We start from the raw sequence: 26,828 nt of genomic DNA on the forward strand, positions 1-26,828 counted from the left end.
CGCCGCCCCCCCCCGGCTCGGGCGCCGCCACCCGGCGGCCGCGCCCCGCCCGCGGGGCGCGGCGGCGGCCTGCGCGTTGGCCGCCGCGGCGCCGTAGGTGGCCATGTAGACGGCCGAGCCGGGGCGCCAGACCGGCAGCCCCATCTCCACGATCACCGCGTCCGGACGGGCGGTGAGCAGGGCGGTCGCGAGCGCCCGCTGCGCGGCGTGCCGGTGGGCGTCCCGCAGCACGACCACCAGGCCGCGTCCCCTGGCACGTTCCAGGACACCTTCCGCCTCTCCGGGCGCCCCCGCGGTCCGGACGGCGTCGGGCGCCCAGGGCCGCAGGCCCCAGGGCGTCGGCCCCACCGCGATGTTGCCGGTCGCCTCCGCCTCGACGACCAGCGGCGCGCCGTTCCAGCCGGGCAGCGCCCCGGTCACCCGGACGGCCCGGCGGGCGCCCTCCAGCCCCGCGGCGCGGTCCACCGCGGCGGGGCTGCTGCCCGCGAGCCACGCGCGCAGCCGCCGCGTCCGCTCTGCCGCGTCGTGCAGCCGGGACGCGGGCAGCCGCCCGGTCCGCACCGCCTCCTCGATCGCGTCGAGGGTCGCCCGGAGCGTCTCGGCGTGCTCGTTCGGGCCGAGGCACAGCAGGTCCGCGCCCGCGATCAGCGCCCGCACCGACGCCTCCGGGATGCCGATGGCACCGCTGGCGCCCTGCATGTCGAGCGCGTCGGTGACGATCACGCCCTCGTAGCCGAGGTGCTCGCGCAGCAGCCCGGTGATCGCGGCGCGCGACAGCGTCGCCGGCGTCCCGCCGGTGATCGCGGGCAGGTTGAGGTGCCCGGTCATCACCGCGCGGGTGCCGGCCGCGATCGCCGCCCGGAACGGGACCAGCTCGCGGCGGTCCAGCAGCTCCAGGTCGGCGTCGACGATCGGGACGCCGAGATGGGAGTCCTCCACGGTCGCGCCGTGGCCCGGGAAGTGCTTGCAGCAGGCGGCGACCCCCGCCTCCTGCGTGCCGGTCACGGCCGCCGCCGCGTGCCGGGCGACGAGGGCGGGGTCCGCGCCGAACGAGCGCGTCCCGATCACCGGGTTGTCGTCGGCGGTGTTGACGTCCACCGACGGCGCGAAGTTGAGGTTGACGCCGACCTCGGCCAGCTCCGCGCCCAGCGACCGGTAGATCCGCCGGGTGAGCTCCGGGTCGTCGACCGCGCCGAGCGCGGCGTTGCCCGGGTAGGGGCTGCCGGTGGCGTGCCCGCCGAGCCGGGTGACGTCGCCGCCCTCCTCGTCGATCGTGACGAACGGGTCGCCCGCCTTGCGCATCTGCGCGGTCAGCGCGGCCAGCGACTCCGGGCTCGGCACGTTGCCGGTCAGCGCGAACAGCGTCACCCCGCCGAGGCCTGCCTCCAGCTCGTCCAGCACCCAGCGCGGCGCGGACGCGCCCGGGAAGGAGGGCAGCAGGGTGCCCCGCGCCAGCCGGGCGATCTCGCCGGTGGTCGCGATGTCGTCGGTGGTCACCCCTTCACCGCCCCGGCGGTCAGCCCGGACACCATGCGGCGCTGGACGAGCAGGAAGAAGGCGATGACGGGAATGGTGAGCAGCGTCGACGCTGCCATGATGGGCCCCCAGGCGGTGCTGCTGCGGCCGAAGAAGAACTGCAGCATGATCGGCAGGGTGTACTTGTCCTGGTCGTCCAGGAACGTGAAGGCGAAGATGAACTCGTTCCACGCGGTGATGAACGAGAAGATGCTGGTCGCGACCAGGCCGGGCGCGACGAGCGGGAGCATGACGGTGAAGAAGGTGCGGATCGGGCCGGCGCCGTCGATCGCGGCGGCCTCCTCCAGCTCCTTCGGGACGGCGGCGACGAAGCCGCGCAGCATCCAGATCGCGAACGGCACCGCGAACCCGATGTAGACGACCGCGAGGCCCGGCAGCGTGTTCAGCATGTCGAGCCGCTTGAGGTCCAGGAACAGCGGGATGACCAGCGACTCGCACGGCACCATCTGCACGACCAGCAGCATGACCAGGAACGTGGTCCGGAACCGGAAGCGGAACCGGGCCACCGCGGTCGCCGCCAGCAGCGCCAGCAGGCTCGACGCCACGACGGTGATCAGGGCCAGCAGGATGCTGTTGCGGAAGTACGTCCAGAACGACACCTGCGCGATGCCGCCGTTGAGCACGAAGTCGAAGTGCGTCAGCGTCGGGTGCGTCGGCAGCGGCTTCGGCGTGGTGCTGAAGATCTCGCTGTTCGGCTTGAACGCGGTGGACGCCATCCAGAAGACGGGGAACACCGCCAGCACGAACACCAGCACGCCGAGCCCGTTGAGGCCGATCGTGCGGGCCCGCCTGCGCGCGGCCGGGCGGCCGCGCCCGGAGCGTCCCGCCTTGACGGTTGCCTGGGTCATCGGGTCTCCCCCTGACGCACCATGACCCGCACGTACAGCGCGGTGACGACGAGCAGGATCAGCGTGAGCACCGCCGCGATGGCCGAGCCCATCCCGAGCTTGGGATTGAGCGCGCCGAACGCCTCCGAGTAGCCGTACAGCGACAGGTTGAACGCGTCGCGGTTGGCCATCCCGGACATGATGAACAGCTGGGTGAACACCTTGAAGTCCCAGATGATCGACATCACCAGGACGACGAGGAAGATCGGCTTGAGCATCGGGTAGGTGAGGCTCCAGAACGTCCGCCACGGGCCCGAGCCGTCCACCCGCGCCGCCTCGTACAGCTCGCGCGGGACGCTCTTCAGGCCGGCCAGCACCGACACCGCCACGAACGGGCACGCCTGCCAGACGACGCAGACCGTCAGCACCGTGTAGGTGGACAGCGGCGTGGCGAACCAGTTGTAGTCGTTCCAGCCGCCGCCGACCAGGGCGTCCGGCAGCTTGTCGAGGAACCAGTTGACCAGGCCGCCGGTCGAGCCGAACAGCCAGCTGAAGATGATCGCGGCGGTGACCGGCGGGGTCGCCCAGGCGACCATCACGCCGCCGGAGACGAAGCTCGACATCCGCTTGCCGAGCCGGTTGAGCAGCAGCCCGACCAGCGTCCCGATCACCATCGTGAGGGTGACCGCCACGATGGCGAACAGCACGGTGTGCCGGAAGGCCGCCCAGAAGAGCGGGTCCTTGAGGATGGTGTCGAAGTTCTCGGTGCCGACCGACTCGGCCGGCTCGCCGCGCAGCTGGCGGTTGCCGACCTTCTGGAACGACATGATCCCGATCTGGATCATCGGCCAGAACATCAGCACGGCGATCACGACGACGGTCGGCGCGATCAGCAGGTAGGGCCCGAAGCGGGGCCGGCGGTGCGGGCGCCCGCGGCCGGACGGTCTCCGGCCCGGCGGCCTGCGCACCGCGGGAGCGGTGTCGAGCATGAACGCTTCCGATCAGCGGGGACGGGTGGCGTGCGGGACCCGGCGGGGCGGGACCGGGGTGCGGCGGGCCCCGGCGGTGCGGAGCCGGGTGCGGCGGGGTCCGGCGGTGCGAGATCCAGCGGTGCGTGTTCCGGCGGGCCCGCGGGGGACTGCGGTGCGGGCCCGCCGGATGCACGGTGCTACATGACGAGCGGCCTGGCTACTGGTTGAGCAGCTCGTTGGCCTGCTCGTTGGCCTTCTTCATCTCGTCGTCGGCGGACTTGCCCTGCATGATCGCCTTCACCGCGTTCGGCAGCACCTTCTTGGACTGCTCGAAGTCGCCCCAGCCGGCGCTGATCGGGGTGAACTTGGTGTTGGCCGCGATCTGGGTGAACGGGGCGAGCGCCGGGTCGGAGAACTGGACGTCCGAGCGCATCGAGGAGAAGCCGCTGATGTCGGCCCACTTCTTGGCGTTCTGGGCGTTGTTGAGGATGGTGATGTAGTCGAACGCGGCCTTCTTGGCCTTGCTGTCCTTCCACACCGCCAGGTCGGAGCCGCCCGCCATGACCGGCGCGTTCCCGCCGTTCTTGGCGGGGATCGGGAAGACCGCCCACTTGTCGGCGTTCTTCGGGGAGATCTTCTTCATCTGCGCCAGCGCCCAGCTGCCGTCGATGTACATGCCGAGCTTGCCGAGCGCGAAGTCGCGCTGCGGGCCGTCCAGCTCGTTCTTGCCGACGTACTTCTCCGGCGCGACCTTGTCCTTGGTGACGAGGCCGGCGTAGAAGTTCACGGCCTCGACGGCCTGCGGCTGGTCGAGCTTGCCGGTCCACTTGCCGCCGTCCTTGACGGCGACCTCGCCGCCGTTGCCCCAGATGAAGCTGACGAGGGCGTTGGTCTGGTCGCTCGGGGCGCCGATGCCGGGCACCTTCTTGGCGTCCTGGACCTTCTTCGCCGCGGTGACCAGGTCCGCCCAGTTCGCCGGAGGCTGGATCTTCAGCTCGTCGAACCAGTCCTTGCGGTACCAGATGGCGCGGACGCCGCCGTACCACGGCACCGCGTAGGTCTTGCCGTCCGCCTGGTCGTTGGCGAGGGCGGTCTTGTTCAGGGTCTTGTTGTCCGCCCAGCCCGACATCTCGTCGGTGACCTCGGCGAGGTTGCCCTGCTCGATGTGCGACTGGACGTCGGTGTTGCCGAGCTCGGTCACGTCCGGCCCCTCGCCGCCGGCGGCCGCCTTCTGGAAGGTGGTGGCGACCTGCGGCCACGGCACGTACTTGATCTGGACGGCCGTGTTCGGGTGCTTCTGCTTGAACTCGGTCTCGACGCCCTTGAGGAAGTCCGTCTGCTCGGTGGTCCCGTCGCCCATCATCCAGACCTTGAGCTGCGCCGGGTCCTTGCCCGCGCCGGAGTCGTCCTTCTTCTTGTCGTCTCCGCCGCCGCAGGCCGTGGCGGCCAGGGCGATCGCGGCCGCGGTGGCCACAATCTTGATGTACTTCACTGGGGGTTCCTTTCCGGCATCGCCTCGCGGGGCCTTGCGGCCTGCGGTGCGAGTGGAGCGCGCCCGGACCCTTTAGGGTCCGGGACATGCCCCGCTCGCCGTCGCGTCGCCCGCGGGCGCCCTGCTCGCCAGTCGGCGCTCTGCACGCCCCTCCCCGGATGAGGGGTCGGTCGGCGCTTGCGGGTAAACTAACAAGAAACTTTCCTAAACAAAACCGCCCGTTAGCGGATTGAGACATCGAGGGGTACCAGCATGGCCAGACGCCCGGGAACGCCGCGGCTGCTGCGTGAGCTGAACGACCGCGCGGCGCTGGACCTGCTCGTCGAGCACGGCCCGCTCACGCGCGCGCAGATCGGCGAGCACACCGGGCTCTCCAAGGTCACCGCCTCCCAACTGCTGTCCCGGCTCGAGGAGCGCGGGCTGGTGGCGGTCGTCGGGGAACAGGCCGGGGGGCGCGGGCCGAACGCCGCCCTGTACGCCGTGGTGCCGTCGAGCGCCTACGTCGCGGGTCTGGAGGTGGGGCCGGACGGTGTCACCGCGGGCGTCGCCGACATCACCGGACGCATGGTCGCCCAGGTTACCGTCGATCCGAACGGTGCTGACGAGCCGGTCAAGATGGTCCACAACGCCGTAGTCAAGGCGTGCCGCTCCGCCAAGGTCGCGGTGAACCGGCTGAGCGCCTTCGTCATCGGCACCCCCGGCGTCGTCGACCCGCGCTCCGGCGACGTCCAGTTCTCCTTCGACCTTCCCGCCTGGCACGAGGGCGTGCTCGCCGCCCTCCGCACCGACCTGCGCCGGCCCGTGACGATCGAGAACGACGTGAACCTCGCCGCCGTCGCCGAGCGTGCCTACGGCGCGGCGCGCGACGCCGACGACTTCGCGCTGATGTGGTTCGACCGCGGCATGGGCCTGTCGGTGATGCTCGGCGGCCGGCTGCACCGCGGCCGGTCGGGGGGCGCGGGCGAGATCGGGTACCTGCCCGTCCCCGGCGCGCCGCTCCCGTTGAGCACGGCCCGGCGCGTCCCCGAGGAGGAGGGCGGCGTCACCGAGTCGACCTCGTGGGGGATCCCGACCCTCGCCGGCGGTTACGGGGCGCTCGTCGGCGCGGACGGGGTCCGCGCCCTGGCCCACGAGCACGGCATCACCGAGCCGACGGCGGTGGAGTGCGTCCGCGCGGCCGCCGCCGACGAGTCCCGCGGCGGCGCGTTCCTGGACGAGCTCGCCAACCGGTTCTCCTACGGCGTGACCTCGGTCAACATCGTGCTGGACCCGGGGCTGGTGGTGCTGTCGGGCAGCCTCGGCCGGGCCGGCGGGGCGCCGCTCGCCACCCGCATCGAACGGGCCGTCGGGCGGATCAGCCCGACCCGTCCGACCGTCGCGGTGACGGAGGTGGAGGGCAACCCGGTACTGCGCGGCGCCCTGTACGCCGCTCTGGAGCAGGCCCGCGACGAGGTCTTCTCGGCGGGCGAGGGCTGAGCCGGCCGGGTCCCGTGCGGGGGGGCGCGCGGGCAGTGCGGGTGCGGGCGGTGCGGGCGTACCGAAGCGCCCCCGCCGGGGGCGGGGGCGCCCGCCCGCGCGGGGGGGGCCGGGGGGGGGGGGGGGGGGGGGCTGGGGGGGGGGGGGGGGTGGGGCACACCCGCCCCCCCCCGGGGGGGGGCGGGGCCCCCCGCCCGCGCGGGGGCGGCCCGCGCGGGCGCTCGTCGCCCGGTTACTTCTCCTGCGCCTCGACGGTCGCGGCCTGGTCGTGGCGGCGCGGGTCGTTGAGAGCGCGGTCGATGAGGGTCTGGCTGATGATCTGACGCTTGCGCCGCTGCGCGGCGGCCCACCGTGCCGTAGGTGTCATGGTGAAACCCCGTTCCGCGGTGGCGCTCTCCCCGTGGCCACCGCAACCCCGTAATGCCTCTATGGTCTCAAACCGGCGGCTCGGGGGGATCCATCTTGGGGATGAATTCGAGGTCAGACCTCGTGCGGAGACCTCCCGGAGATCTTCCGGAGACCTTCCGCGGTGATCATGTGGAACGAGGGATCCGACCCGGCCGTTGGGGGGACCGTGACCGAGCCATCGAGGGGGCGTTATGGCGCTGCTTGACCGATTCCGACGGCTCGTCCAGAAGCCGGGAAGCGTCGATCTCGCGCCCTTCCGCGCCATCGCCGAGGAGGCCGGACGGCGCGAGGAGCGGGTCCGCGCGCTGACCGACGCGGAGCTCACCGCCGCCGCGGCCGTCCCGGACCTGATCGCCGACCTGCCGGAGTTCTGCGCGATCGGCCGCGAGGCCGCCCGCCGCGCGATCGGCGAGCGGCCCTTCGACGTCCAGCTCACCGGCACCCTGGCGCTGCTGTCCGGGCACGTCGCCGAGATGGCGACCGGCGAGGGCAAGACCCTGGCCGGCGCCCTCGCCGCCGCCGGGTACGCGCTGCGCGGCGAACGCGTCCACGTGATGTCGGTGAACGACTACCTCGCCCGCCGCGACGCCGAGTGGATGGGCCCGCTGTACGCCCTGCTCGGGGTGTCCGTCGACGCGATCGGGCAGGCGTCCACGCCGGACGAGCGGCGCGCGGCCTACGGGGCCGACGTCGTGTACGCGCCCGTCAGCGAGATCGGCTTCGACCTCCTGCGCGACCGGCTCGTCACCGACCCCGCCGAGGCCGTCCAGCGGGCCGCGTCCGTCGCGCTGGTCGACGAGGCCGACTCGGTGCTGGTGGACGAGGCGATGGTGCCGCTGGTGCTGGCCGGCGCCGCCGACCTCGACCCCGCCGACCCGCGGTACGCCGACCTCGTCCGGCGGCTGCGGCCCGGCCTGCACTACGCCACCGACGAGGAGGCCCGCAACGTCCAGCTGACCGCCGCGGGCTCGCGCGAGGTCGAGCGCGTCCTCGGCCTCGACCTGTACGCCCCCGAGAACCTCGCGACGCTGACCGCCGTGAACGTCGCGCTGCACGCCGAGGTGCTGCTGCGCCGCGACGTCGACTACATCGTCCGGGACGGCGCGGTGAAGCTGATCAGCGAGTCGCGGGGCCGGGTCGCGCTGCTGCAGCGCTGGCCGGACGGCCTGCAGGCGGCCGTCGAGGCGAAGGAGGAGCTGGAGGCGTCGCCGTCCGGGGAGATCCTCGACTCGATCACCGTGCAGGAGCTGGTCGGCCGCTACCCGGTCCGCTGCGGGATGACCGGCACCGCGATGGCCGTCGCGGGGCAGCTCACCGAGTTCTACGGGCTGCAGATCGCCGTCGTCCCGCCGAACCGGCCCTGCGTCCGCGACGACGAGCCGGACCGCCTCTACGCCACCACCGCCGACAAGGAGGTCGCGGTCGTCGAGGAGATCGTCGCGGCGCACGCCGCCGGGCGGCCCGTCCTGGTCGGCACCGGCGACGTCGCCGAGTCCGAGCGGCTCGCCCGCCGGCTCGTCCGCGCGGGCGTCGACCCCGTCGTGCTCAACGCCAAGAACGACGCCGAGGAGGCCGCGATCATCGCCGAGGCGGGCGCGCCGGGCGCGGTCACCGTCTCCACCCAGATGGCGGGCCGGGGCACCGACATCCGGCTCGGCGGGGGCCCCGGCGCGCCGGTCCCCGGCACCGCGCCCGCCGAGCAGGAGGGGGCGCGGCGCGAGCAGGTCGCCGCCGCGGGCGGCCTGCTGGTGATCGGCACCGGCCGCTACCACAGCAGCCGGCTGGACGACCAGCTCCGCGGCCGCGCCGGCCGGCAGGGCGACCCCGGCGGGTCGGTGTTCTTCACGAGCCTCCAGGACGACCTCGTCACCCGCTACGCGCCCGACGAGACCTACCGGGGCCCGATCGGCGACGAGGGCCGCGTCGATGACAAGGGCGCGCACTGGATCGTCGGCCACGCGCAGCGGGTCGCCGAGGGCGTCGACCTCGAACTGCACCGCAACACCTGGCGCTACAACCAGCTGATCGGGTTGCAGCGCCGCGAGGTGCTCACCGAACGCGACGCCGTCCTGACCGGCGACGCCGCCGACGCGGCGATGGCCGCGGACGCGCCCGCCAAGCACGCCGAACTGGTGAAGATCGCCGGTGCCGAGGCGGTCGCGGAGGCCTCGCGGCAGGTGGTCCTGTACCAGCTGGACCGCTGCTGGGCCGAGCACCTGGCCTTCCTGGCCGAGCTGCGGGAGGGCATCCACCTGCGCTCGCTCGGCCGCGGACTGGACCCGCTGGTCGAGTTCAACCGGGAGGCCGTCCCGGCGGGCAAGCGCCTCCTCGGCGACGCCCGCCGGCGGTCGGTGGCCGCGTTCGAGGAGCTCACCGCGACCGCGGAAGGCGTCGACCTCGACGCGGCGGGCCTCAAGCGGCCGTCAGCGACGTGGACCTACCTCGTCCACGACAACCCGTTCGGCTCCCTCGACGAGCGGGCCCTCCGCGGGCTGATCTCCATGTTCAAGGGCCGGCGCCGCTGACCTTCCCGGGCAGGAGCGCGTCGGCCGCGGCGCGGGCCTTGGCGGTGGCGTCGCGGACGCCGGCGACGCTGAACGCGACGACCGCGCCCTCGTGCAGGATGAGGAGCTGGTCGGCCAGCGCGCCGTCGGCGACGAGGCCGGCGTACAGGTCCCTGACCCACGCCTTCTGCTCGGCGGCCACCGCGTGGACGGGGTGGCGGGGGTCGGGGAGCTCGGCGCAGGCGTTCACCATCGAGCAGCCGCGCCCGCATTCGGTGGACAGCCATTCCCCGAGGGCGTCGAAGGTCGCGAGGGCGCGGTCGCGGGGGCCGGGAACCGGGTCGATCCACCTGGTGAGGAAGGTCCGCCAGCGCTCGTCGCGGGCGCGCAGGTAGGCCAGGACGAGCGCCTCCTTGGAGCCGAACCGGTCGTAGACGGTCTTCTTGGTCACCCCGGCCTCGGCCGCGACGAGCTCCATGCCGACCGAGCCGATGCCGCGCTCGTAGAACAGCTCGCCCGCGACCTGGAGCACCCGCCGCGCGGCGGGGGTGAGCGGGCGTTCCCCTGCGGTGGCCGGCATCGGCGGCTCCTTCGCTCCTGGTCTCTCCCTCTGGTGCGCCAAGTTTACATACCGGTGTGGATACAGGGTAACTATACCGGTATGTATACCTCCCGAGGGATCACCGCCGTCCCGCACCGCGACGCCCTGCTCGGCGCCGCCATCGGCACCGTCTTCGTCGTGACCTGGAGCTCCGGCTTCATCGGCGCGCAGCTCGGCGCCGGCGCCGCACCGGCGAGCACCCTGCTGGCCTGGCGGTTCATCGTCGCGGGAGGGCTGCTCCTGGCCTGGGCCGCATGGCGGCGCCCCCGCATCCCGCGCCGCGACCTCGTCCTGCACCTGATCATCGGCGCCCTCGGGCAGGGCGGCTACCTGTACGGCGTCTTCGTGGCCGCCGAGCACGGCGTCAGCGCCGGCGTCGACAACCTGATCACCGCGCTGCAGCCGCTGCTCGCCGCCGTCCTCGCCGTGCCCGTGCTCGGCGAGCGGATCACCCGGCGGCAGCTGGCCGGATTCGCCGCCGGGCTCGGCGGCGTCGCGCTCGTGGTCGGCGGCGACCTGCGCGGCGGTGCGCCGCTCTGGGCCTACGCGCTCCCGCTCGCCGCGACGCTCTGCCTCGTCGGCGCGACCCTCCTCGAACGCCGCACCCGGCCGTCCATCGGACTCGTGGACGCCCTCACCGTCCAGGCCGGGATCAGCGCCCTGCTCTTCACCGCCCTCGCCGGCGCCACGGGCGACCTGGCCCCGCCGGCGGACCCGGCGTTCTGGACCGCCGTCGCCGTCCTCGTGGTGATGGCGATGTTCGGCGGCTACGGCCTGTACTGGGTGAACGTCCGGCGCAGCGGCGTCGGCCGCGCCTCCGCCCTGCTCTACCTCACCCCGCCCGCCACCATGCTCGGCGCGTGGGCGCTGTTCGGCAGCACGCTGACCCCGCTCTCGCTCGCGGGCGTCCTGGCGTGCGCAGCCGCCGTGGCCGTCGTGCTGCGCGCACCGGCCGCCGGTGCCCGGCGGAGCGGCGGGGGCCGTCGGTCGTCAGGGCGGTCGCGGGACAGGCGCGCGGTCGCGGCGCGGGTCAGGGGCGCAGCCGCGCGGGTCAGGCGCGCAGCCGCAGGCCCCGAGGAGTGGGGTGGAAGCCCGCCGACTCCAGAGCGGCGGCGAGCGGCGAGTCGTTGATCGCCGCGCCGTCGGCGCGTTCGACGGTCAGCTTGCCGAGCGCGCCCTCGCGGACCGCGAGCGCGAGCGCGTCGACCGCCGGCTGCAGCACGTCCGGGTCGTCGTCCCAGGTCAGCAACGTCTTGCCGCCGCGCTCCACGTACAGGACGAGGCGCCCCTCGACCAGCACGACCAGCGCGCCCGCCTTGCGGCCCGGCTTGTGGCCGCTCGCGACCTCGTCGTCGCGGTCCGGCCACGGCAGCGCGGCGCCGTACGGGTTCGCCGGGTCGGCCGCGGCGAGCACCAGAGCGCGGCCGTCCGGTTTGCGCGGCGTCTCCCAGAGCGCCGAGAGGTCGTCCGGCGCGGCGCCCGACGGGCGCAGCGCGCGGAGCCGGTCGACCGCCCCGGGCAGCGCGAACTGCGCGGCGCCGAGGCCCTCGACGAAGTATCCGCGGCGGCACCGGCCGCTCTCCTCGAACGCCCGCAGCACCGGATACACCGCGGAGAAACCGCCGGGCGTGCGCTCGGCCGCCACCGCGCCGCGGATGACGATGCCGTACCGCTCCAGGAGCGCCTCCGCCAGCGCGTGCGAGCGCAGCGTCGCGGCGGTCTCGCGCGCCGGCAGCGGCCACCAGCGGCCCGCGACCGTGGGCGGGCCCGTCCTGGACGGCAGGACGGGACGGCCGCGCCGGGTCGTCCGCGACCGGTACGTGGGACGCCCCGAGCCGAGCGCCGCCCGCAGCGGGGCGAGGGTGTCGTTGGTGAGGCGACCCGCCCAGACCAGGTCCCACACGGCGGTGGCGAGGTCGGCGTCGGTGGTGGTGACCTGCGTGTTCACCCGGTCGGAGAGCGTGCGGAAGAACAGCGCGCCGCCGCCGTCGAGGGCGTCCAGGACGGCCTGGTGCGCGGGCGTGAGGGTGATCTCGGCGGGTTCCGGCATGAGCAGCGGCGCGGTGTCGGCCAGGTACAGCGAGACCCACCCGTCGCCGCCGGGCAGCCCGCCCTGCCCGACCCAGACCACCTCGCCGGCGGACGTCAGCTCGTCCAGCATGGCGGGGGAGTAGCCCGCCACCCGCGACGGCAGGACCAGCGACTCCAGCGCCGACGCCGGGACCGCCGCGCCCTGCAGCTGCTCGACCGCCTGGACGAGCGCGTCGATGCCGCGCAGCCGGGACCCGCCCGCGATGCCGTGCCAGGCCGGCAGGAACCGGCCGAGCGACTCCGGCGGGGACGGCTCGACCTCGGCGCGCAGCCGGGCCAGCGACCGGCGGCGCAGCGTCCGCAGCACCCCGGCGTCGCACCACTCGCTGGTCAGCGGGCCCGCGACGGACTCGACGGGCAGGAACTCGCCCTCGGCGACGCGTCCCGCGCCCGCCAGCCGCCGGAGCGTCTCGGCGACCACGGCGGCGCCGAGCCCGAACCTGGTGGCGACGTCCCCGGTCCGGAACGGCCCGTGTGTGCGCGCGTAGCGGGAGACCAGGTCGCCGAGCGGATCGTCCACCGGTTCGAGGAACGCCTCGGGGACCCCGACGGGCAGCGGCGCGCCGAGCGCGTCGCGGAGCCGCGCCGCGTCCTCGATCGCGGCCCACCGCTCCTCCCCGGCGACGCGGACGCGGATCGCCCGGCGCGTGGCCTCGAGGTCCTCCAGCCAGCGCGACGCCGCGACCAGCACCTCCCGCGCCGGGCCCGGTTCGCCCGCCGCTTCGGGATCGGCGCCCTCTTCGCCGGGGGCCAGGGTCGTCCTGAGGGCGACCTCGGCGGTCGTCATCGGGCCGAGGGCGCGCAGCAGGTCCGCGACGCCTTCGAGGTCGCGGGCGCGGCGGTCCGGGACGAGGCGCTGCAGCTCGCGCTCGATGTCGGCGACCGCCTCCGGGTCGAGCAGCTCCCGCAGGTCGGCCTGGCCGAGCAGCTCGGCGAGCAGCGCCGAGTCGAGCGCCAGGGCCTGGGCGCGGCGCTCCGCGAGCGGCGAGTCGCCCTCGTACATGAACGCGCCGACGTAGTGGAACAGCAGGGAGCGCGCGAAGGGCGACGGCTCCGGCGTCTCCACCTCGACCAGGCGGACCTTGCGGCCGGACATGTCGCGCATCAGCTGGACGAGGCCGGGGACGTCGAACACGTCCTGGAGGCACTCGCGCATCGTCTCCAGCACGATCGGGAACGACGGGTACTTGCTCGCGACCGCCAGCAGCTGCGCGGCGCGCTGGCGCTGCTGCCACAGCGGCATCCGCTTGTCGGGGCGGCGGCGCGGCAGCAGCAGGGAGCGCGCCGCGCACTCGCGGAACCGCGCCGCGAACAGCGCCGAGCCGCCCAGCTCGTCCACCACGATGCGCTCGATGTCGTCGGCGTCGAACACCGCGAGGTCGAGGCTCGGGGGCTCGTCCATGTCGGGGATGCGGATGACGATGCCGTCGTCGGCGTGCATGGCCTGCGCGTCGACGCCGTACCGTTCGCGGAGCCTGCCCGCGATGGCCAGCGCCCACGGGGCGTGCACGCGCGCGCCCAGCGGGGAGTGGACGACCATGCGCCAGTCGCCGAGCTCGTCGCGGAACCGTTCGACGACCATCGTCCGGTCGTCGGGGACGTGCCCGGTGGCCTCCCGCTGCTCGCCCAGGTAGGACACGAGGTTCCCGGCGGCCCAGTCGTCGAGGCCGGCGGAGGTGACGCGCTCGCGGGCCGCCTCGGCGGGCAGCTCCGCCAGCTCGCGGGTGAACGCGCCCAGCGCGCGGCCCAGCTCGGCGGGTCGGCCCAGCGCGTCGCCGTGCCAGAACGGCAGCTTTCCGGGCTGGCCGGGGGCGGGCGAGACCAGGACGCGGTCGGGGGTGATGTCCTCGATCCGCCACGAGCTGGCGCCCAGGACGAACACGTCGCCCACCCGCGACTCGTAGACCATCTCCTCGTCGAGCTCGCCGACGCGGGACGACTTCTCGCCGACCAGGAACACCCCGAACAGGCCGCGGTCGGGGATGGTCCCGCCGCTGGTCACGGCGAGGCGCTGCGCGCCCGGGCGGTCGTGCAGGACGCCGGTGACGCGGTCCCAGACCAGGCGCGGGCGCAGCTCGCCGAACTCGTCGCTGGGGTAGCGCCCGGCGAGCATGTCGAGGGTCGCCTCCAGCGCCGACCTCGGCAGCGTCGCGTACGGGGCGGCGCGCTTGACGAGGGTCTCCAGGTCGTCGACGGTCCACTCGTCCATGGAGATCATCGCGACGATCTGCTGCGCGAGCACGTCGAGGGGGTTGCGCGGGTAGTGCAGCTCCTCGATCTCGCCGCCGCGCATCCGCTCGGCCACCACGGCCGTTTGGACGAGGTCGCCCCGGTACTTGGGGAAGATGACGCCCTTGGACACCGCCCCGACCTGGTGCCCGGCGCGGCCGACCCGCTGCAGGCCGCTGGCCACCGACGGCGGCGACTCCACCTGGACGACCAGGTCGACCGCGCCCATGTCGATGCCCAGCTCCAGGCTGGAGGTGGCGACGACGGCCGGGAGGCGGCCCTCCTTGAGCGCGTTCTCGATCCCGGCCCGCTCCTCCTTGGAGACGGACCCGTGGTGTGCGCGCGCGATCTCCTGCGGCGCGCCCCGCGCCGAGCCCGCCTCGGCCATCAGCTCGGCGGGGGAGTGGTTCTCCGGCAGCGGCTCGCCGGTCGCGCGTTCGTAGGCGAGCTCGTTGAGGCGCCCGCAGAGGCGTTCGGCCAAGCGGCGCGAGTTGGCGAACACCAGCGTCGAGCGGTGCGCCTGGATCAGGTCGAGGAGCCGGTCCTCCACGTGGGGCCAGATGCTGCGCTGCCGCGGGTCGGCGGTGCCGGACTCCGCGACGAACTGCCCCACCTCCCCCATGTCCTCGACCGGGACGACGATGTCGAGGTCGAACACCTTGTCCGAGCCCGGCTGCACGACCGACGCGGGGCGCGTCCCGCCGAGGAACGCCGCGACCTCCTCCGGCGGGCGGACGGTCGCCGACAGGCCGATCCGCTGCGCGGGCCGGTCCAGCAGGGCGTCCAGGCGCTCCAGGGACAGCGCCAGGTGCGCGCCGCGCTTGGTGCCCGCGACGGCGTGCACCTCGTCGACGATCACCGTCTCGACGCCGCGCAGCGACTCGCGGGCGCGCGAGGTGAGGATCAGGAACAGCGACTCCGGCGTGGTGATCAGGATGTCCGGCGGCTTCACGGCGAGCCGGCGGCGCTCGTCGGCCGGTGTGTCGCCGGAGCGCATCCCGACCCGGACGTCCGGTTCGGGCAGGCCGAGCCGGCGGGCGGCGTGCCGGATGCCGGTGAGCGGCGCGCGCAGGTTGCGCTCCACGTCGACGGCCAGGGCCTTCAGCGGCGAGACGTACAGCACGCGGCAGCGGCGCAGCGGGTCGGCGGCCGGGGCGGACCGATCCTCCGGCGCGGCCTCGCCGGCCTCGTCCGCTCCGCCGGGCGGCGGCGGGCCGGCGGTGAGGCGGTCGAGCGACCACAGGAACGCGGCGAGGGTCTTGCCGGACCCCGTCGGCGCCACCACCAGGGTGTTGTCGCCGCCGGCGATCGACTCCCACGCGCCGGCCTGCGCGGGGGTGGGTGCGGCGAAGGCCCCGGCGAACCAGGCACGGGTCGCCGGGGAGAAGCGTTCGAGCACGTCACCGCCCATGGCGCCATACTGCCTCGCGGGTCCGACAGAATGCGCCCACGTGGCGCGCGTCACGTTGTAAGCAAGCGCTTGTATGGGCATGGTCTACCGGAAGGACGCATGCCGCCAAGGAGTCGCGATGCCCTACCTGCTGCTGGCCCTCGGGATCCTGTTCGCCCTTCTCGCGGCCAACGCGCACGCCCCCCGGCACAGCGCGCTCCTGCTGGTGCCGAGCTTCTTCTCCGGCTGGCTCACCATCGAGATGGCCCCGCACCTGCTCGTCACCGAGATCGCCACGCTCTCCCTCACCGCCGCCTACGGCGGACTGGACGGCTGGGCCGGCTGGGCGGGCCTCGCCCTCGGCGTCCTCGGCGCCGCCGGGACCGTCGCCATCATCCTTGCGTCCCGCCGTACGGTCGTCACGCTCCGGGAGAGCGGGGCGCCCCTCGACCTCGACCCGGACGGCGCACCGCGCTTCCCCTTGGCGCCCCTGATCGTCCCGCCGCTGTGCCTGATCCCGCGCAAGGGCGTGAAGGTGCAGCGCAACGTCGTCTACCACCAGGACGGGCGGCTGCGCCTGAAGCTGGACGTCTACAGCCCTGCCGGAGACGGCCCGGCGGAAGGGCTGCGCCCGGGGCTGATGCAGATCCACGGCGGCGCATGGGTCATCGGCGACAAGCGCGAACAAGGGCTGCCCCTGCTCAACCACATGGCCGTCCAGGGATGGGTCGGCTTCAACGTCAACTACCGCCTCAGCCCGCGCGCCACCTGGCCGGAGCACCTGATCGACCTCAAGCGCTTCCTGGCCTGGTACAAGGAGCACGCCGAGGAGTACGGCGCCGACCCCGACTTCCTGTGCGTGACGGGCGGCTCGGCGGGCGGCCACCTCACCGCGATGGTGGCGCTCACCGCGAACGTGCCCGACTTCCAGCCCGGCTTCGAGGACGCCGACACCTCCGTCCAGGGCGCCGTCCCCTTCTACGGCGTCTACAACTTCGTGGACGCCGGCCCATGGCCGGTCCCCATGGGCTCCACCCGGCTGGTCGAGAAGATGGTCGTCAAACTGCCCTTCGAAGAGAACCGCGAGGCGTACGCCAAGGCCTCGCCCGTCACCTACATCCGCAAGGACGCCCCGCCCTTCTTCGTCATCCACGGCACCCACGACTCGCTCATCCCCGTCCTGGAGGCGCGCCGCTTCGTCGAACGGCTGCGGGACGTCTCCGAGGCGCCGGTCATCTACGCCGAGATGAAGGGCGGGCAGCACGCCTTCGACGTCTTCCCCTCCTACCGGACGGCCCGCGTCGTCGAAGGCGTCGAGCGCTACCTGACCGGCCTGCACCGCCAGTACCGCCAGGGGACCGGCCCCGCCGTCCCCGGCGAGATCGCGCGGTCCTTGGACGGCCCGCCCGTCGGATAGCGTGGACGCGTGCGTCTAACAGTCTTCTGGGATCGGATGAACCAGCAGTTCGGCGAGGCCTACGCCCAGAGCGTGGCCAAGGACTACGTCATGGCCGAACTGGGCGGGCGCACCATCGAGCAGGCGCTCGCGGACGGCGAGCCCGCCAAGCGGGTCTGGCAGGCCGTCGTCGCCACCTTCGACGTCCCCTCCAGGCTCCAGTAACGCCGCACCGCGCTCGGAGCGCGCCGCCCGGCCGCTACAGGCCGCTACAGGGCGATGCGGTGCGGGACGAACGACGACGTGTCATCGGTGATGAGCCCCGACGTCTCGCGGATGCCCACGCCCGCCGACCCGTCCTCGATCACCCACGCGCCGAGCACCGGGTGCTCGCCGTCGAAGTCCGGCAGCGCGCAGAACTCCTGGAAGACGAACCCCTCCGCGCCGTAGTCGCCCTGGGTGCGCTGCTCGCTGCCGTCCGGCGCGACGATCCGCATGCTCGCGCCCTCCCGCCCCAGGAGCGGCTTCTGGACGTAGGAGGTCAGGCCCGAAGGCGTGTTCAGGTACGCCGGCAGCAGGTTCGGATGCCCGGGGAACAGCTCCCACAGCAGCACCAGCAGCGCCTTGTTCGACAGGACCATCTTCCAGATCGGCTCTATCCAGGACGTCGGCGCGCCCGGGACCTCCCGCCCGAACGGCTCCGCCACGATCCACTCCCACGGGTAGAGCTTGCAGAGCGTGCGGATCTCCTGCTCGTCCATGTCGACGAACCGGCGCCGCGACCGATCCCAGCCGATGTCCTCCATCGCGATCGCCACGCCCGGCAGGCCCGCCTCCTCGGCGGTCTCCTGCATGTAGGCGATCGTCATGACCTCCTCGCCGGTCTCGTCCTCCGTGGTCCACGCGAAGTGCACCGGCCCGCCGCCGAGCTTCGGCACGAGGTCCTTCCACCGGGTGACCATCCGCTCGTGGATGGAGTTCCACTGGTCGTCATTCGGATACACGTCCTGCAGCCAGTACCACTGCACCACCGAGCTCTCGACGAGCGCGGTCGGCGTATCGGCGTTGTACTCCAGCAGCTTGGCGGGACCGTGGCCGTCATAGCGGAGGTCGAACCGTCCGTACAGGTGCGGGTCGCGCCGCCGCCACGACTCCTCGACGAGGGGCGCCACCCAGTCGGGTATGCCGAGCACGTGGTAGCGGCCCGTGCTGACGACGTGCTCCACCACCTGCAGGCACATCTCGTGCAGTTCCTCGACGACGGCCTCCAGCGCCAGCACCTCGTCCATGTCGAAGACGTAGTGGACGGACTCGTCCCAGTAGGGACGGGTCAGGTGCTCGGGGTGCGCGGTCCGGTGGAACGCGAGCCCGTGCGCCTCGACCTTCTCGGCCCACCCGTCCCTCGGCGTCGAACGCATCCGGCGCACGTCAGCTCCCGCTCTTGCCGCTGCCGCCGAAGCCGCCCCGGCTCAGCGTCTTCCCGCTACCGGACTTGATCTTCCCCTTGCTCGGCCGGTACTGGCTGCCGCCCGAGACGAAGCCGTTCGAGCCTCGCTTGCCGCCGTAGTACCAGAAGTACCGGTTGTAGGAACCGGTGCCGCCGTTGTCGATGTCGTCGACGTCGCAGTACCTGTCAGGGACCACCTTGTAGCCGCCCTTGCCGGACGGCGCGTTGCGGTCGACGCACCGCGCCGTGGTGGAACTGGAACCGCAGGCGACCAGGGTCAGCGACAGCGCGCTCACCATTCCGACTTTGACCGTGCGGGAGCTGAGCCGGCGACGGGGCTCCTGAGGAGGCAAGGGGAACACGTCCTTCGCGAAGGGGCAGAACAGCGGCCACAGCCTAGAGGCGGCCCAACATGGGACGGAAGAGGGCATATGCCGGTTCCGTCACGCCCCGGACACGCGCCGTGCGTCAGTCCGGGACCGGCAGGTGCGCGTACAGGTCCATCGCGTCCACCGACGCGGGCAGGTCGCTGACCTGGCCGTCGCCGACCTCCACGACCCGCCACTCGCCGTCGGTGCGGCGCGCCAGGTCGGTCGTGATGAAGCGGCAGCCCAGCGCCCGGACCGCGTGCGCGACCGCGTCCAGCTCCGGATCGGGCTCCAGGCCCGGCGTGTCCGGATGCGGCCCCACGAGGGCGGGCTCCCCGTCCACCCACCACACGCGCGCCTCGCCCTCGCCGTCGTAGGACTCGAACTCGCGCACCACGAGGCCGCCCGCTAAGTACTCGTCCTGCAGGGCGATCATCTTGGCGGCCACGTCGCGCAGCCGCGCGAGGTTCTTCACGTCCGGGACGAAGCACGCCTCGTCCCACTCGTGCTTGCGCGACTTCACGTAGTCCTTGACCACCCCGGGGCCGCCGCGCAGCGGCCGGACCAGCTCGGCGAGCGCGTTCAGGTCGCCCGGGTCCTGCCCGGGGGAGAGAGGGCGCCACACGCTGTTCGGTGTCAGCCCGGCGAACGTTTCATGCCAGCCGGGCAGCTCGTGCGCGCGCGTGTAGTCGTCGGGATGCGTCAGCAGCACCGTCCCGCGTTGCTTCAGGGCGGCGGCCATCGCGGCGTACTCCGGGCCGGTGACCATCCAGCCCCGATACCAGACGGGGCCCAGGTCGGCGGGGACCGCGCGGATCGCCGCCTCCACGTCCCCGCGCCGCAGCGCGTCGTGGTCCAGCAGCGCCGTCTCGCCGTAGTGGTCCCGCACGGCCGCGGCCTCGCGTGCATAGTGGGGGTCAACGCGCCGGGGGTGGATCGGATCGACGCAGAAGAGGACGGTCAGCGTCATGATGGAACCCTCCGTTGACGGCGCCAGCGTACGGGGTCCGGACCACGGCGCGCACGGTGATTCCCACCCGAATCGGTGCACCGGGCGATGATCGAACGAGTGTTCGGTAAGCTGGCCCCGGCCGGTGTCGTCGTCCACAACCGCGCCCGCATCTCGAAAGTGTCGGTGGCCCGCCGTAACGTCGCCCTCGACATCGCAGACCAGCGGCCGAGAGCCGACAAGTCACAACGAGAAGGACATCTCACATGGCAGCGAACGACCGGGAGAAGGCTCTCGAGACCGCACTCGCCCAGATCGAGCGGCAGTTCGGCAAGGGCTCGGTCATGCGGATGGGCGAGGAGGCGCGGGCACCCGTCGAGGTGATCCCGACCGGCGCGATCTCCCTCGACATCGCGCTCGGCATCGGCGGCCTGCCCCGCGGCCGGGTCGTCGAGGTGTACGGCCCCGAAGGCTCCGGCAAGACCTCCATCGCCCTGCACGCGGTGGCCAGCGTGCAGAAGAAGGGCGGCATCGCCGCCTTCGTCGACGCCGAGCACGCCCTCGACCCCGAGTACGCCGCCAAGCTCGGCGTCGACATCGACGCCCTGCTCGTCTCCCAGCCCGACACCGGCGAGCAGGCCCTGGAGATCACCGACATGCTGATCCGCTCCGGCGCGATCGACATCGTCGTCATCGACTCCGTCGCCGCGCTCGTCCCGCGCGCCGAGATCGAGGGCGAGATGGGTGACAGCCACGTCGGCCTCCAGGCCCGCCTCATGTCGCAGGCGCTGCGCAAGCTCACCGGCGCGATCAACCAGACCAAGACCACCGCCATCTTCATCAACCAGCTGCGCGAGAAGGTCGGCGTCATGTTCGGCTCGCCGGAGACCACCACCGGTGGTCGCGCGCTGAAGTTCTACGCCTCCGTCCGGCTCGACGTGCGCCGCATCGAGACCCTCAAGGACGGCACCGAGGCCGTCGGCAACCGGGTCCGCGTCAAGGTCGTCAAGAACAAGATGGCCCCGCCGTTCCGGGTCGCCGACTTCGACCTGCTCTACGGCCAGGGCATCAGCCGCGAGGGCGGCCTGATCGACCTCGGCGTGGAGCACGGCTTCGTCCGCAAGTCCGGCGCCTGGTACACCTACGACGGCGACCAGCTCGGCCAGGGCAAGGAGAACGCCCGCAACTTCCTCAAGGCCAACCCGGACATGGCCGACGGGATCGAGAAGAAGATCAAGGAGAAGCTCGGCATCGGGCCGAAGGTCGACAAGGAGGCCGAGCCGGCCGCCGTGCCGGTGGACGGCGCTCCCGCGCCCGCCGCCGCGCCCGCCGCGCCCGTCACGGCCGCCGCCACCGGCCGCGCCGCCGCCGGGAAGAAGGCCAAGGCGGTCAAGGCCGCGGGCGATTCCTGACGGCGAATCCCCCGTTCCGGGTGACTCTTGACGAAGAGTGAGCGATGATCTCGTATGCAGGGCGGCGGCGCCCCACCGCGCACCGGCGCGCCGGTGCGCGGACCTTCCCCAACGGCGCCGTCGCTCTAGTTAATTTGCCTTGCCCTTGGCGGTCGGGCGTTGGACGCCCTCCCTTCGGCGGGCAATGCGTGCGATCGCTGCATCGCTCCGACTCGCCCTGGGGGCTCGCTGCGCGATCGGATTCTCGCTTCGCTTGAATCCGGCTTCGCTCGCGATCGCGACGGCCGAGGTCGCCGCGTGGCCGGGCACAAACCCTGTCGCCGGTTGCGGCGGGCGGTCCTGCGCCCGGTCGTGGGCGCGACGGTCGAGGTGGTCGAGGCCGCCCAGGTCTCCGCGTGGGCAGGCACAAAGCCTGACGGCGGTTGCGGTCGGCGATCCTCGCTCGGCAGTGCGGCCGTCGGAGTCGGCGCGTGGCCGGGCGAAAACCCTCGTCTGTTGCGGCGGGTGGCCCTGGTCCGGTCATGGGCGCGACGGTCGAGGTGGTCGGTCGTCGCGTGGCGGCGCACAAAGCCTGTCGCCGGTTGCGGTGGGGCGAGCCTTCACTCGTCAGCGCGTCGGGCGGGGGCGTTGTGGGGCGGGCATGCTCTGACATTGGTCGTGGACGATTCTGGCGCTCGTGAGCGCGACGGGCGGTGAGTGGTCTGGAGGGGCGGGGCATGGACGGGCGTGGCGGGCGGCGCCGGGGCGGGGCGCGTGAGAAGGCGGAGTCCGGCGGGCGGGCGCCCGCTGACCCCGAGGCCGCGGCACGGGAGGTGTGCCTGCGGCTGCTGACGTCCTCGCCGCGCACCCGCGCGCAGCTCGCGGACGCCCTCCGGCGCAAGGACGTCCCCGACGACGTGGCCGAGAAGGTCCTCGGCCGGTTCACCGACGTCGGCCTCATCGACGACGAGGCGTTCGCCCGCGCCTGGGTGCAGTCCCGGCACGCCGGGCGCGGCCTGGCCAAGCGCGCGCTCGCCGCGGAGCTGCGCCGGCGCGGCGTCGCGGACGAGACCGTCAGCGACGCGGTCGAAGCCCTCGACCCGGGCCAGGAGGAGACGACCGCGCGGGCCCTGGTCGACCGCAAGCTGCCCGGCACCCGCGGCGTCGACCCCGCCAAGCGCATGCGCCGCCTCGTCGGCATGCTCGCCCGCAAGGGCTACCCGCCGGGCCTGTCCTACCGGGTCGTCAAGGAGGCCCTCGCCGACGAGGGCACCGACCCGGACGCCTTCCCCGACGAGCCGCCACCGCTCGACTGACTCTGCCCGATCTGTTCCGGTCGGTGGGCGACACGCCGGAAATGACGGAAGGGCTGACCGCGCGCCGCCCCCTCCCTGACTCCGGCGCCGGAAGATCGGGCAGGTGGCGCGGGGTGCGGGCGGGCGGATGGACCGGTAAGGGAGGACTCACGCCGACGTTCGGTTAGTCCGGAATGCCCGGCGTTTGCTTGCTCATTACCTCCATGCCGCTTACCGTTACGGCAGTGAGGAGTTACTCCGCGTCTCGCGGATTGCCATACGACCGAGCACGTTCCAGCAGCTGAGAGGCATACAGGACACGTTCGTCGACCGGAACCGGCCGTAACGCCCGGGCGCACCGCGCGGCCCGGCGGTGCCGTGTACCCGGCCGTCGGCCTGGCGCGAGTAAATCCTCGCTAGTCAGGGCCCCGATCCCGGGCGGGCCCGCGGCGAGGAAGGATCTGCCTCATGGAGAGCGTCCTGCTGGGTGCAGCGTTGCTGGTGACCCTGGTCGCTCTCGTCATCGTCATCCTGTGGCGTCCCGGCGTGTCCGGTAAGGCCGCCGCGGAGATGGCGCGCGCGCGGGGCGAGGCGGACGAGATCCGGGGGCGGGCCAAGCAGGAGGCCCGCGAGGCGCGCGAGCGGGCCGAGGCGCAGGCGGAGCGGATCGCCGCGTCGGCGCGCGCGGACGCCGAGGAGGAGGCCCGGGCCCTCCGGGACGACCTGCGGACCGCCAGGGAGGACCTGGAGCGCCGGGAGACCCGGCTCGCGGAGCGGGAGCAGCGCCTGGACGGCGAGATGCGCCGGCTCCAGGAGTGGGCCGACCGGCTCGCCGAGACCAAGCGGACCCTGGAAGCGCGCAAGAAGGAGCTCGCCGAGGTCGAGGACGAGCGCCGCAAGGTGCTGGAGCGCGCGGCCGGACTGACCGCCGAGCAGGCCAAGGGCGAGCTGGTCGCGGCGATCGAGAACCAGGCCAAGCGGGAGGCCATCCCGATCACCCGGGAGATCGAGAACGCGGCGCGGGCGGAGGGCGACAAGCGCGCCCGCAAGATCGTGACGCTGGCGATCCAGCGGGTGGCCAGCGAGCAGACCGCCGAGTCGGTCGTGTCGGTCCTGCACCTGCCGAGCGACGAGATGAAGGGCCGGATCATCGGGCGCGAGGGCCGCAACATCCGCGCGTTCGAGACCACCACCGGGGTGAACCTCATCATCGACGACACGCCCGAGGCGGTGCTGCTGAGCTGCTTCGACCCGGTGCGCAGGGAGGTCGGCCGGCTGACCCTGGAGAAGCTCGTGCTGGACGGGCGGATCCACCCGCAGCGGATCGAGGAGGTCTACGAGCGCAGCCGCAGCGACGTCGAGCAGCGGTGCGTGCGGGCCGGCGAGGACGCGCTCGTGGAGGTCGGTATCGCCGACATGCACCCGGAGCTGATCGCGCTGCTCGGCCGGCTGCGGTACCGGACGTCCTACGGGCAGAACGTGCTGAAGCACCTCATCGAGTCCGCGCACATCGCCGGGATCATGGCGAGCGAGCTGCGCCTGCCGGCGGACGTCGCCAAGCGGTGCACACTGCTGCACGACATCGGCAAGGCGCTCACGCACGAGGTGGAGGGCAGCCACGCGCTCATCGGAGCGGAGATAGCGCGCCGGTACGGCGAGGACGAGGACGTGGTGCACGCGATCGAAGCGCACCACAACGAGGTCGAGGTCCGCACGGTGGAGGCGGTGCTGACGCAGGCGGCGGACGCGGTGAGCGGCAGCCGCCCGGGGGCGCGCCGGGAGTCGCTGGAGGCCTACGTCAAGCGGCTCGAGCGGCTGGAGCAGATCGCCCGGGAGAAGCACGAGGGCGTGGAGAAGGTCTTCGCGATGCAGGCGGGCCGGGAGATCCGGGTGATGGTGAAGCCGGACTCGGTGGACGACATCCAGGCGCAGGTCATCGCGCGCGACATCGCCAAGCAGGTGGAGGACGAGCTCACCTATCCCGGGCAGATCCGGGTGACCGTGGTGCGCGAGTCCCGGGCGATCGAGTTCGCGCGCTGACCGGTGTGATCGTTCCCGTTGTGCGGGGGCGGGGAGATCGGTAGTTTTGCGCGATGCGCAATCGGTGGATGCGGTGGACGGCCGCGGGCGGCGCCTGCGCCGGCATCGTCGCGGCGGGCGCCGTCACGGTCTGGTACTCGGCGGGCGACGCCCAAGGCCGTACGGTGGCCGACACGTCCGCGAGCATGCGGATCAGCGCGGCCGACGCCGGCGACGCGTCCCGCTACTGGACGGCGAACCGGATGGCCGCGGCGACGCCCATCGACCGCCCGAACGGCGGCGCGTCCGGGCGGTCGCTGTCGGCGCAGTCGATCGTGCAGTCCAAGGCGTTCGCCGGGGTGCCGACGATCGGCGCGCTGTTCTTCAACAACGGCCAGGGCGACCACTTCTGCACCGCGAGCGTCGTGCAGAGCTCGTCGCAGCGGCTGCTGATCACGGCGGCGCACTGCCTGCACGGCGGCAAGGGCAAGCAGTACGCGACGAAGGTGGCGTTCGTCCCGAAGTACGACCGGGGGAAGCGGCCCTACGGCACGTGGACGGCCAAGATGCTGCTGGTCGACCAGCGCTGGATCACCAGCACGGACCCCGACCTGGACTTCGGGTTCATCGCGCTGAACGACCGGAGCGGCAAGACGATCCAGAAGGCGGTCGGCTACAACAAGCTCGCGATCAACCAGGGCGCCGGCAAGACGGTGAACGTGGCCGGCTACCCGAAGATCGCCTTCGATCCGCGCGACCGGCCCATCTACTGCCGGACGAAGACGGCGCAGCAGGCCAAGTTCCAGATCCGGATGGACTGCACGGGCTTCTACGGCGGCACGAGCGGCAGCCCGTGGCTGCTGAACTACAGCTACACGACGCAGAAGGGCGACATCAACGGCGTGATCGGCGGCTACCAGGGCGGCGGCTACACGGCGTCCCGGTCGTACTCGGCGTACTTCGACAACGACGTCTACAACCTGCGCGCCGCCGCCGACAAGCGCGCCGTCTGACCCGCCCCCTGACGGTCCTGCCCCGTCCGCCGGGTCCTGCCGGCGGACGGGACGGTGAAGGGGCTCAGGCCACCGTCAGGTCGATGGGGGCGACGTCCCGGGGCTCGAACCCGAGGGTCTGGCCGTAGAACGCGAGCTCGGCCTCCAGGCACGCGATGACGGTGTCGGCGCGGCGGAAGCCGTGCGACTCGCCTTCGAACGTCAGGTAGGCGTACGGCATCTTCTTGTTGGCGAGCGCGACCGCGAACCGCTCGGACTGGTCCGGCGGCACCACCGGGTCGTTGAGGCCCTGCAGGAGCAGCACCGGGCAGGCCGTCCGGTCGGCCCGGTTGAGCGGCGAGCGCTCCTCGTAGGCCCGCTCGAAGCCGGGCAGCGGGCCGATCAGCCCGAACAGGTAGTGCGACTCGAAGTCGTGCGTGGCCGCGGCGAAGCTCTGCAGGTCGCTGATCCCGAAGTAGGACGTGGCGGCCTTGAACAGGTCGGTCTGGGTGGCGGCGGCGAGCGTCGTCCAGCCGCCCGCGGAACCGCCCCGGATGGCCAGCCGCGCCGGGTCCGCTATGCCGCCGTCGACGAGCGCCTGAGCGGCGGCTATGGCGTCCTCGACGTCCACCACGCCCCACTGGCGGCGCAGCCGCTCGCGGTAGGCGCGCCCGTACCCGGTCGAACCGCCGTAGTTGACGTCGATGACGCCGATGCCGCGGCTGGTGAAGTAGCAGCGTTCCAGGTCGAGGTCCTTGGAGACCCGGCCGGTCGGGCCGCCGTGCACGAACACCACGTAGGGCGGCAGCTCGCCCTCGGGGGCGGCGGCCTCCGGGTTGGTCGGCGGGAACACGTAGGCGTGGACGGGGCGCCCGAACGGGCCTTCGAGGCGCTCGGTGCGCGGCTTCGACAGGTACGCCACGTCGGGCAGCTCGGCGAGCTCCCGGCGGAGCCCCTCGACGCGGCCCGTGGTGGTGTCGACGCGTACCACCGACGTCGGCAGGTCGGGGCCGCCCGCGATGCCGACGATCGTGGTGCCGTCGGCCGACAGCTGCGGGTGCCAGTCCTCGTACGGCACCTCGACGTCGACCAGGTCGAGCGTCTCGGGGTCGTAGATGCCCAGCCGCATGTCGCCTTCGCCGTGCAGGACGGCGAGGCGCCCGTCGTCCAGCAGCGCGTACGGCATGCCGCCGAGCTGCCAGAGCGCGCCGGTGAACTCCTCCTCGGCCGGGTAGAGCGCCTGCGGGGACTCGCCGTGCAGGCCGACCTGGTAGATGTTCCACCAGCCGGGCCAGTCGGAGATGACGTAGAGGGACTCGGGGGGGGGGGGGCCCGCGGCGGGCGCCCCCCCCGGGGGGGGACCCCCGGCGCGGGGGGGGGGCGGGCCGGGGGGGGCGGGGGCGGGGCCGGGGGGGGGGCTGTGGGCGCGGCGGGCCGGGCAGAGGG

General features: G+C 73.2%; 20 protein-coding genes. 9 read left to right on the forward strand and 11 right to left on the reverse strand.

Going from position 1 to position 26,828, the window contains the following annotated elements; all coding sequences use genetic code 11:
* The 4 genes from ABZ914_RS17250 to ABZ914_RS17265 all read right to left on the reverse strand — a co-directional run.
* The coding region (locus ABZ914_RS17250) for a glycoside hydrolase family 3 protein (protein WP_500193920.1) at positions 1 to 1,497 on the reverse strand (1,497 nt) is incomplete at its 3' end.
* Positions 1,494 to 2,384 carry a carbohydrate ABC transporter permease gene (locus ABZ914_RS17255; protein WP_500193922.1) on the reverse strand — a complete coding sequence of 297 codons (891 nt, stop codon included), beginning with the start codon at positions 2,382 to 2,384 and terminating at the stop codon, positions 1,494 to 1,496. The genes ABZ914_RS17250 and ABZ914_RS17255, both read right to left, overlap by 4 nt.
* Positions 2,381 to 3,352 carry a carbohydrate ABC transporter permease gene (locus ABZ914_RS17260; RefSeq protein ID WP_190856240.1) on the reverse strand — a complete coding sequence of 324 codons (972 nt, stop codon included), beginning with the start codon at positions 3,350 to 3,352 and terminating at the stop codon, positions 2,381 to 2,383. Before ABZ914_RS17260 ends, ABZ914_RS17255 begins: the two co-directional genes overlap by 4 nt.
* 199 nt (positions 3,353 to 3,551) lie before the next feature.
* A complete protein-coding gene (locus tag ABZ914_RS17265; RefSeq protein WP_500193924.1) occupies positions 3,552 to 4,826 on the reverse strand; it encodes an extracellular solute-binding protein in 1,275 nt (424 codons plus the stop codon).
* A gap of 252 nt (positions 4,827 to 5,078) precedes the next feature.
* Here ABZ914_RS17265 and ABZ914_RS17270 point away from each other — a divergent pair, with 252 nt between their 5' ends.
* Entirely contained in the window at positions 5,079 to 6,302 is a 1,224-nt protein-coding gene (locus tag ABZ914_RS17270) for an ROK family transcriptional regulator (protein WP_190856238.1), read from the forward strand.
* Between the two features lie 232 nt (positions 6,303 to 6,534).
* On the opposite strand, the gene ABZ914_RS17275 is transcribed toward ABZ914_RS17270, so the two are convergent.
* On the reverse strand, positions 6,535 to 6,669 hold the full coding sequence (locus ABZ914_RS17275) for a hypothetical protein (protein ID WP_277819903.1): 135 nt from the start codon (positions 6,667 to 6,669) through the stop codon (positions 6,535 to 6,537).
* Between the two features lie 232 nt (positions 6,670 to 6,901).
* Between ABZ914_RS17275 and secA2 the strand changes: the two genes are divergently transcribed.
* Complete coding sequence (gene secA2, locus ABZ914_RS17280) at positions 6,902 to 9,235, forward strand: accessory Sec system translocase SecA2 (RefSeq protein ID WP_500193926.1); 2,334 nt, start codon at positions 6,902 to 6,904, stop codon at positions 9,233 to 9,235.
* On the opposite strand, the gene ABZ914_RS17285 is transcribed toward secA2, so the two are convergent.
* Complete coding sequence (locus ABZ914_RS17285; RefSeq protein WP_500193928.1) at positions 9,216 to 9,794, reverse strand: TetR/AcrR family transcriptional regulator; 579 nt, start codon at positions 9,792 to 9,794, stop codon at positions 9,216 to 9,218. The genes secA2 and ABZ914_RS17285 overlap by 20 nt on opposite strands.
* Before the next feature lie 81 nt (positions 9,795 to 9,875).
* Here ABZ914_RS17285 and ABZ914_RS17290 point away from each other — a divergent pair, with 81 nt between their 5' ends.
* Positions 9,876 to 10,946, forward strand: a complete 1,071-nt coding sequence (locus ABZ914_RS17290) for a DMT family transporter (RefSeq protein WP_500193930.1) — start codon at positions 9,876 to 9,878, stop codon at positions 10,944 to 10,946.
* On the opposite strand, the gene ABZ914_RS17295 is transcribed toward ABZ914_RS17290, so the two are convergent.
* Positions 10,867 to 15,546 carry an ATP-dependent helicase gene (locus ABZ914_RS17295; protein ID WP_500193931.1) on the reverse strand — a complete coding sequence of 1,560 codons (4,680 nt, stop codon included), beginning with the start codon at positions 15,544 to 15,546 and terminating at the stop codon, positions 10,867 to 10,869. The two genes, ABZ914_RS17290 and ABZ914_RS17295, sit on opposite strands and share 80 nt — an antisense overlap.
* Positions 15,547 to 15,664: 118 nt before the next feature.
* On the opposite strand from ABZ914_RS17295, the gene ABZ914_RS17300 reads away from it, so the two are divergent.
* On the forward strand, positions 15,665 to 16,942 hold the full coding sequence (locus ABZ914_RS17300) for an alpha/beta hydrolase fold domain-containing protein (protein ID WP_500193933.1): 1,278 nt from the start codon (positions 15,665 to 15,667) through the stop codon (positions 16,940 to 16,942).
* A 9-nt stretch (positions 16,943 to 16,951) separates the two neighbouring features.
* Positions 16,952 to 17,146: a DUF3046 domain-containing protein gene (locus ABZ914_RS17305; protein ID WP_208265106.1), complete on the forward strand. Its 195-nt coding sequence runs from the start codon at positions 16,952 to 16,954 to the stop codon at positions 17,144 to 17,146.
* Positions 17,147 to 17,190: 44 nt separating this feature from the next.
* Here ABZ914_RS17305 and ABZ914_RS17310 read toward each other — a convergent pair whose 3' ends face one another.
* From ABZ914_RS17310 to ABZ914_RS17320, 3 genes are all read right to left on the reverse strand, one after another.
* Positions 17,191 to 18,348, reverse strand: coding sequence for a glutathionylspermidine synthase family protein (locus ABZ914_RS17310; RefSeq protein ID WP_500193935.1), 1,158 nt, complete (start codon positions 18,346 to 18,348; stop codon positions 17,191 to 17,193).
* Between the two features lies 1 nt (position 18,349).
* The gene (locus ABZ914_RS17315) at positions 18,350 to 18,667 is read right to left on the reverse strand and encodes a hypothetical protein (protein ID WP_500193937.1); all 318 of its coding nucleotides are present in this window, start codon (positions 18,665 to 18,667) and stop codon (positions 18,350 to 18,352) included.
* A 169-nt stretch (positions 18,668 to 18,836) separates the two neighbouring features.
* Positions 18,837 to 19,706 (reverse strand): ATP-grasp domain-containing protein, encoded by an 870-nt coding sequence (locus ABZ914_RS17320; RefSeq protein ID WP_500193939.1) that lies wholly within the window; start codon positions 19,704 to 19,706, stop codon positions 18,837 to 18,839.
* A gap of 245 nt (positions 19,707 to 19,951) precedes the next feature.
* Between ABZ914_RS17320 and recA the strand changes: the two genes are divergently transcribed.
* The 4 genes from recA to ABZ914_RS17340 all read left to right on the forward strand — a co-directional run bounded on the left by recA (position 19,952) and on the right by ABZ914_RS17340 (position 25,403).
* Positions 19,952 to 21,097: a recombinase RecA gene (gene recA, locus ABZ914_RS17325; protein ID WP_500193940.1), complete on the forward strand. Its 1,146-nt coding sequence runs from the start codon at positions 19,952 to 19,954 to the stop codon at positions 21,095 to 21,097.
* Between the two features lie 716 nt (positions 21,098 to 21,813).
* Entirely contained in the window at positions 21,814 to 22,392 is a 579-nt protein-coding gene (locus ABZ914_RS17330; RefSeq protein WP_500193941.1) for a regulatory protein RecX, read from the forward strand.
* Positions 22,393 to 22,839: 447 nt separating this feature from the next.
* Positions 22,840 to 24,411, forward strand: coding sequence for a ribonuclease Y (gene rny / locus ABZ914_RS17335; protein ID WP_500193943.1), 1,572 nt, complete (start codon positions 22,840 to 22,842; stop codon positions 24,409 to 24,411).
* 53 nt (positions 24,412 to 24,464) lie between these two features.
* On the forward strand, positions 24,465 to 25,403 hold the full coding sequence (locus ABZ914_RS17340) for a trypsin-like serine peptidase (protein WP_500193945.1): 939 nt from the start codon (positions 24,465 to 24,467) through the stop codon (positions 25,401 to 25,403).
* 64 nt (positions 25,404 to 25,467) lie between these two features.
* Here the strand turns inward: ABZ914_RS17340 and ABZ914_RS17345 are convergent.
* Positions 25,468 to 26,828: alpha/beta hydrolase family protein (locus tag ABZ914_RS17345; RefSeq protein ID WP_500193946.1), on the reverse strand; the 1,361-nt coding region annotated here is incomplete at its 5' end.

The sequence above is a fragment of the Spirillospora sp. NPDC046719 genome (genome assembly GCF_040645715.1).
Taxonomy (GTDB): Bacteria; Actinomycetota; Actinomycetes; order Streptosporangiales; family Streptosporangiaceae; genus Spirillospora.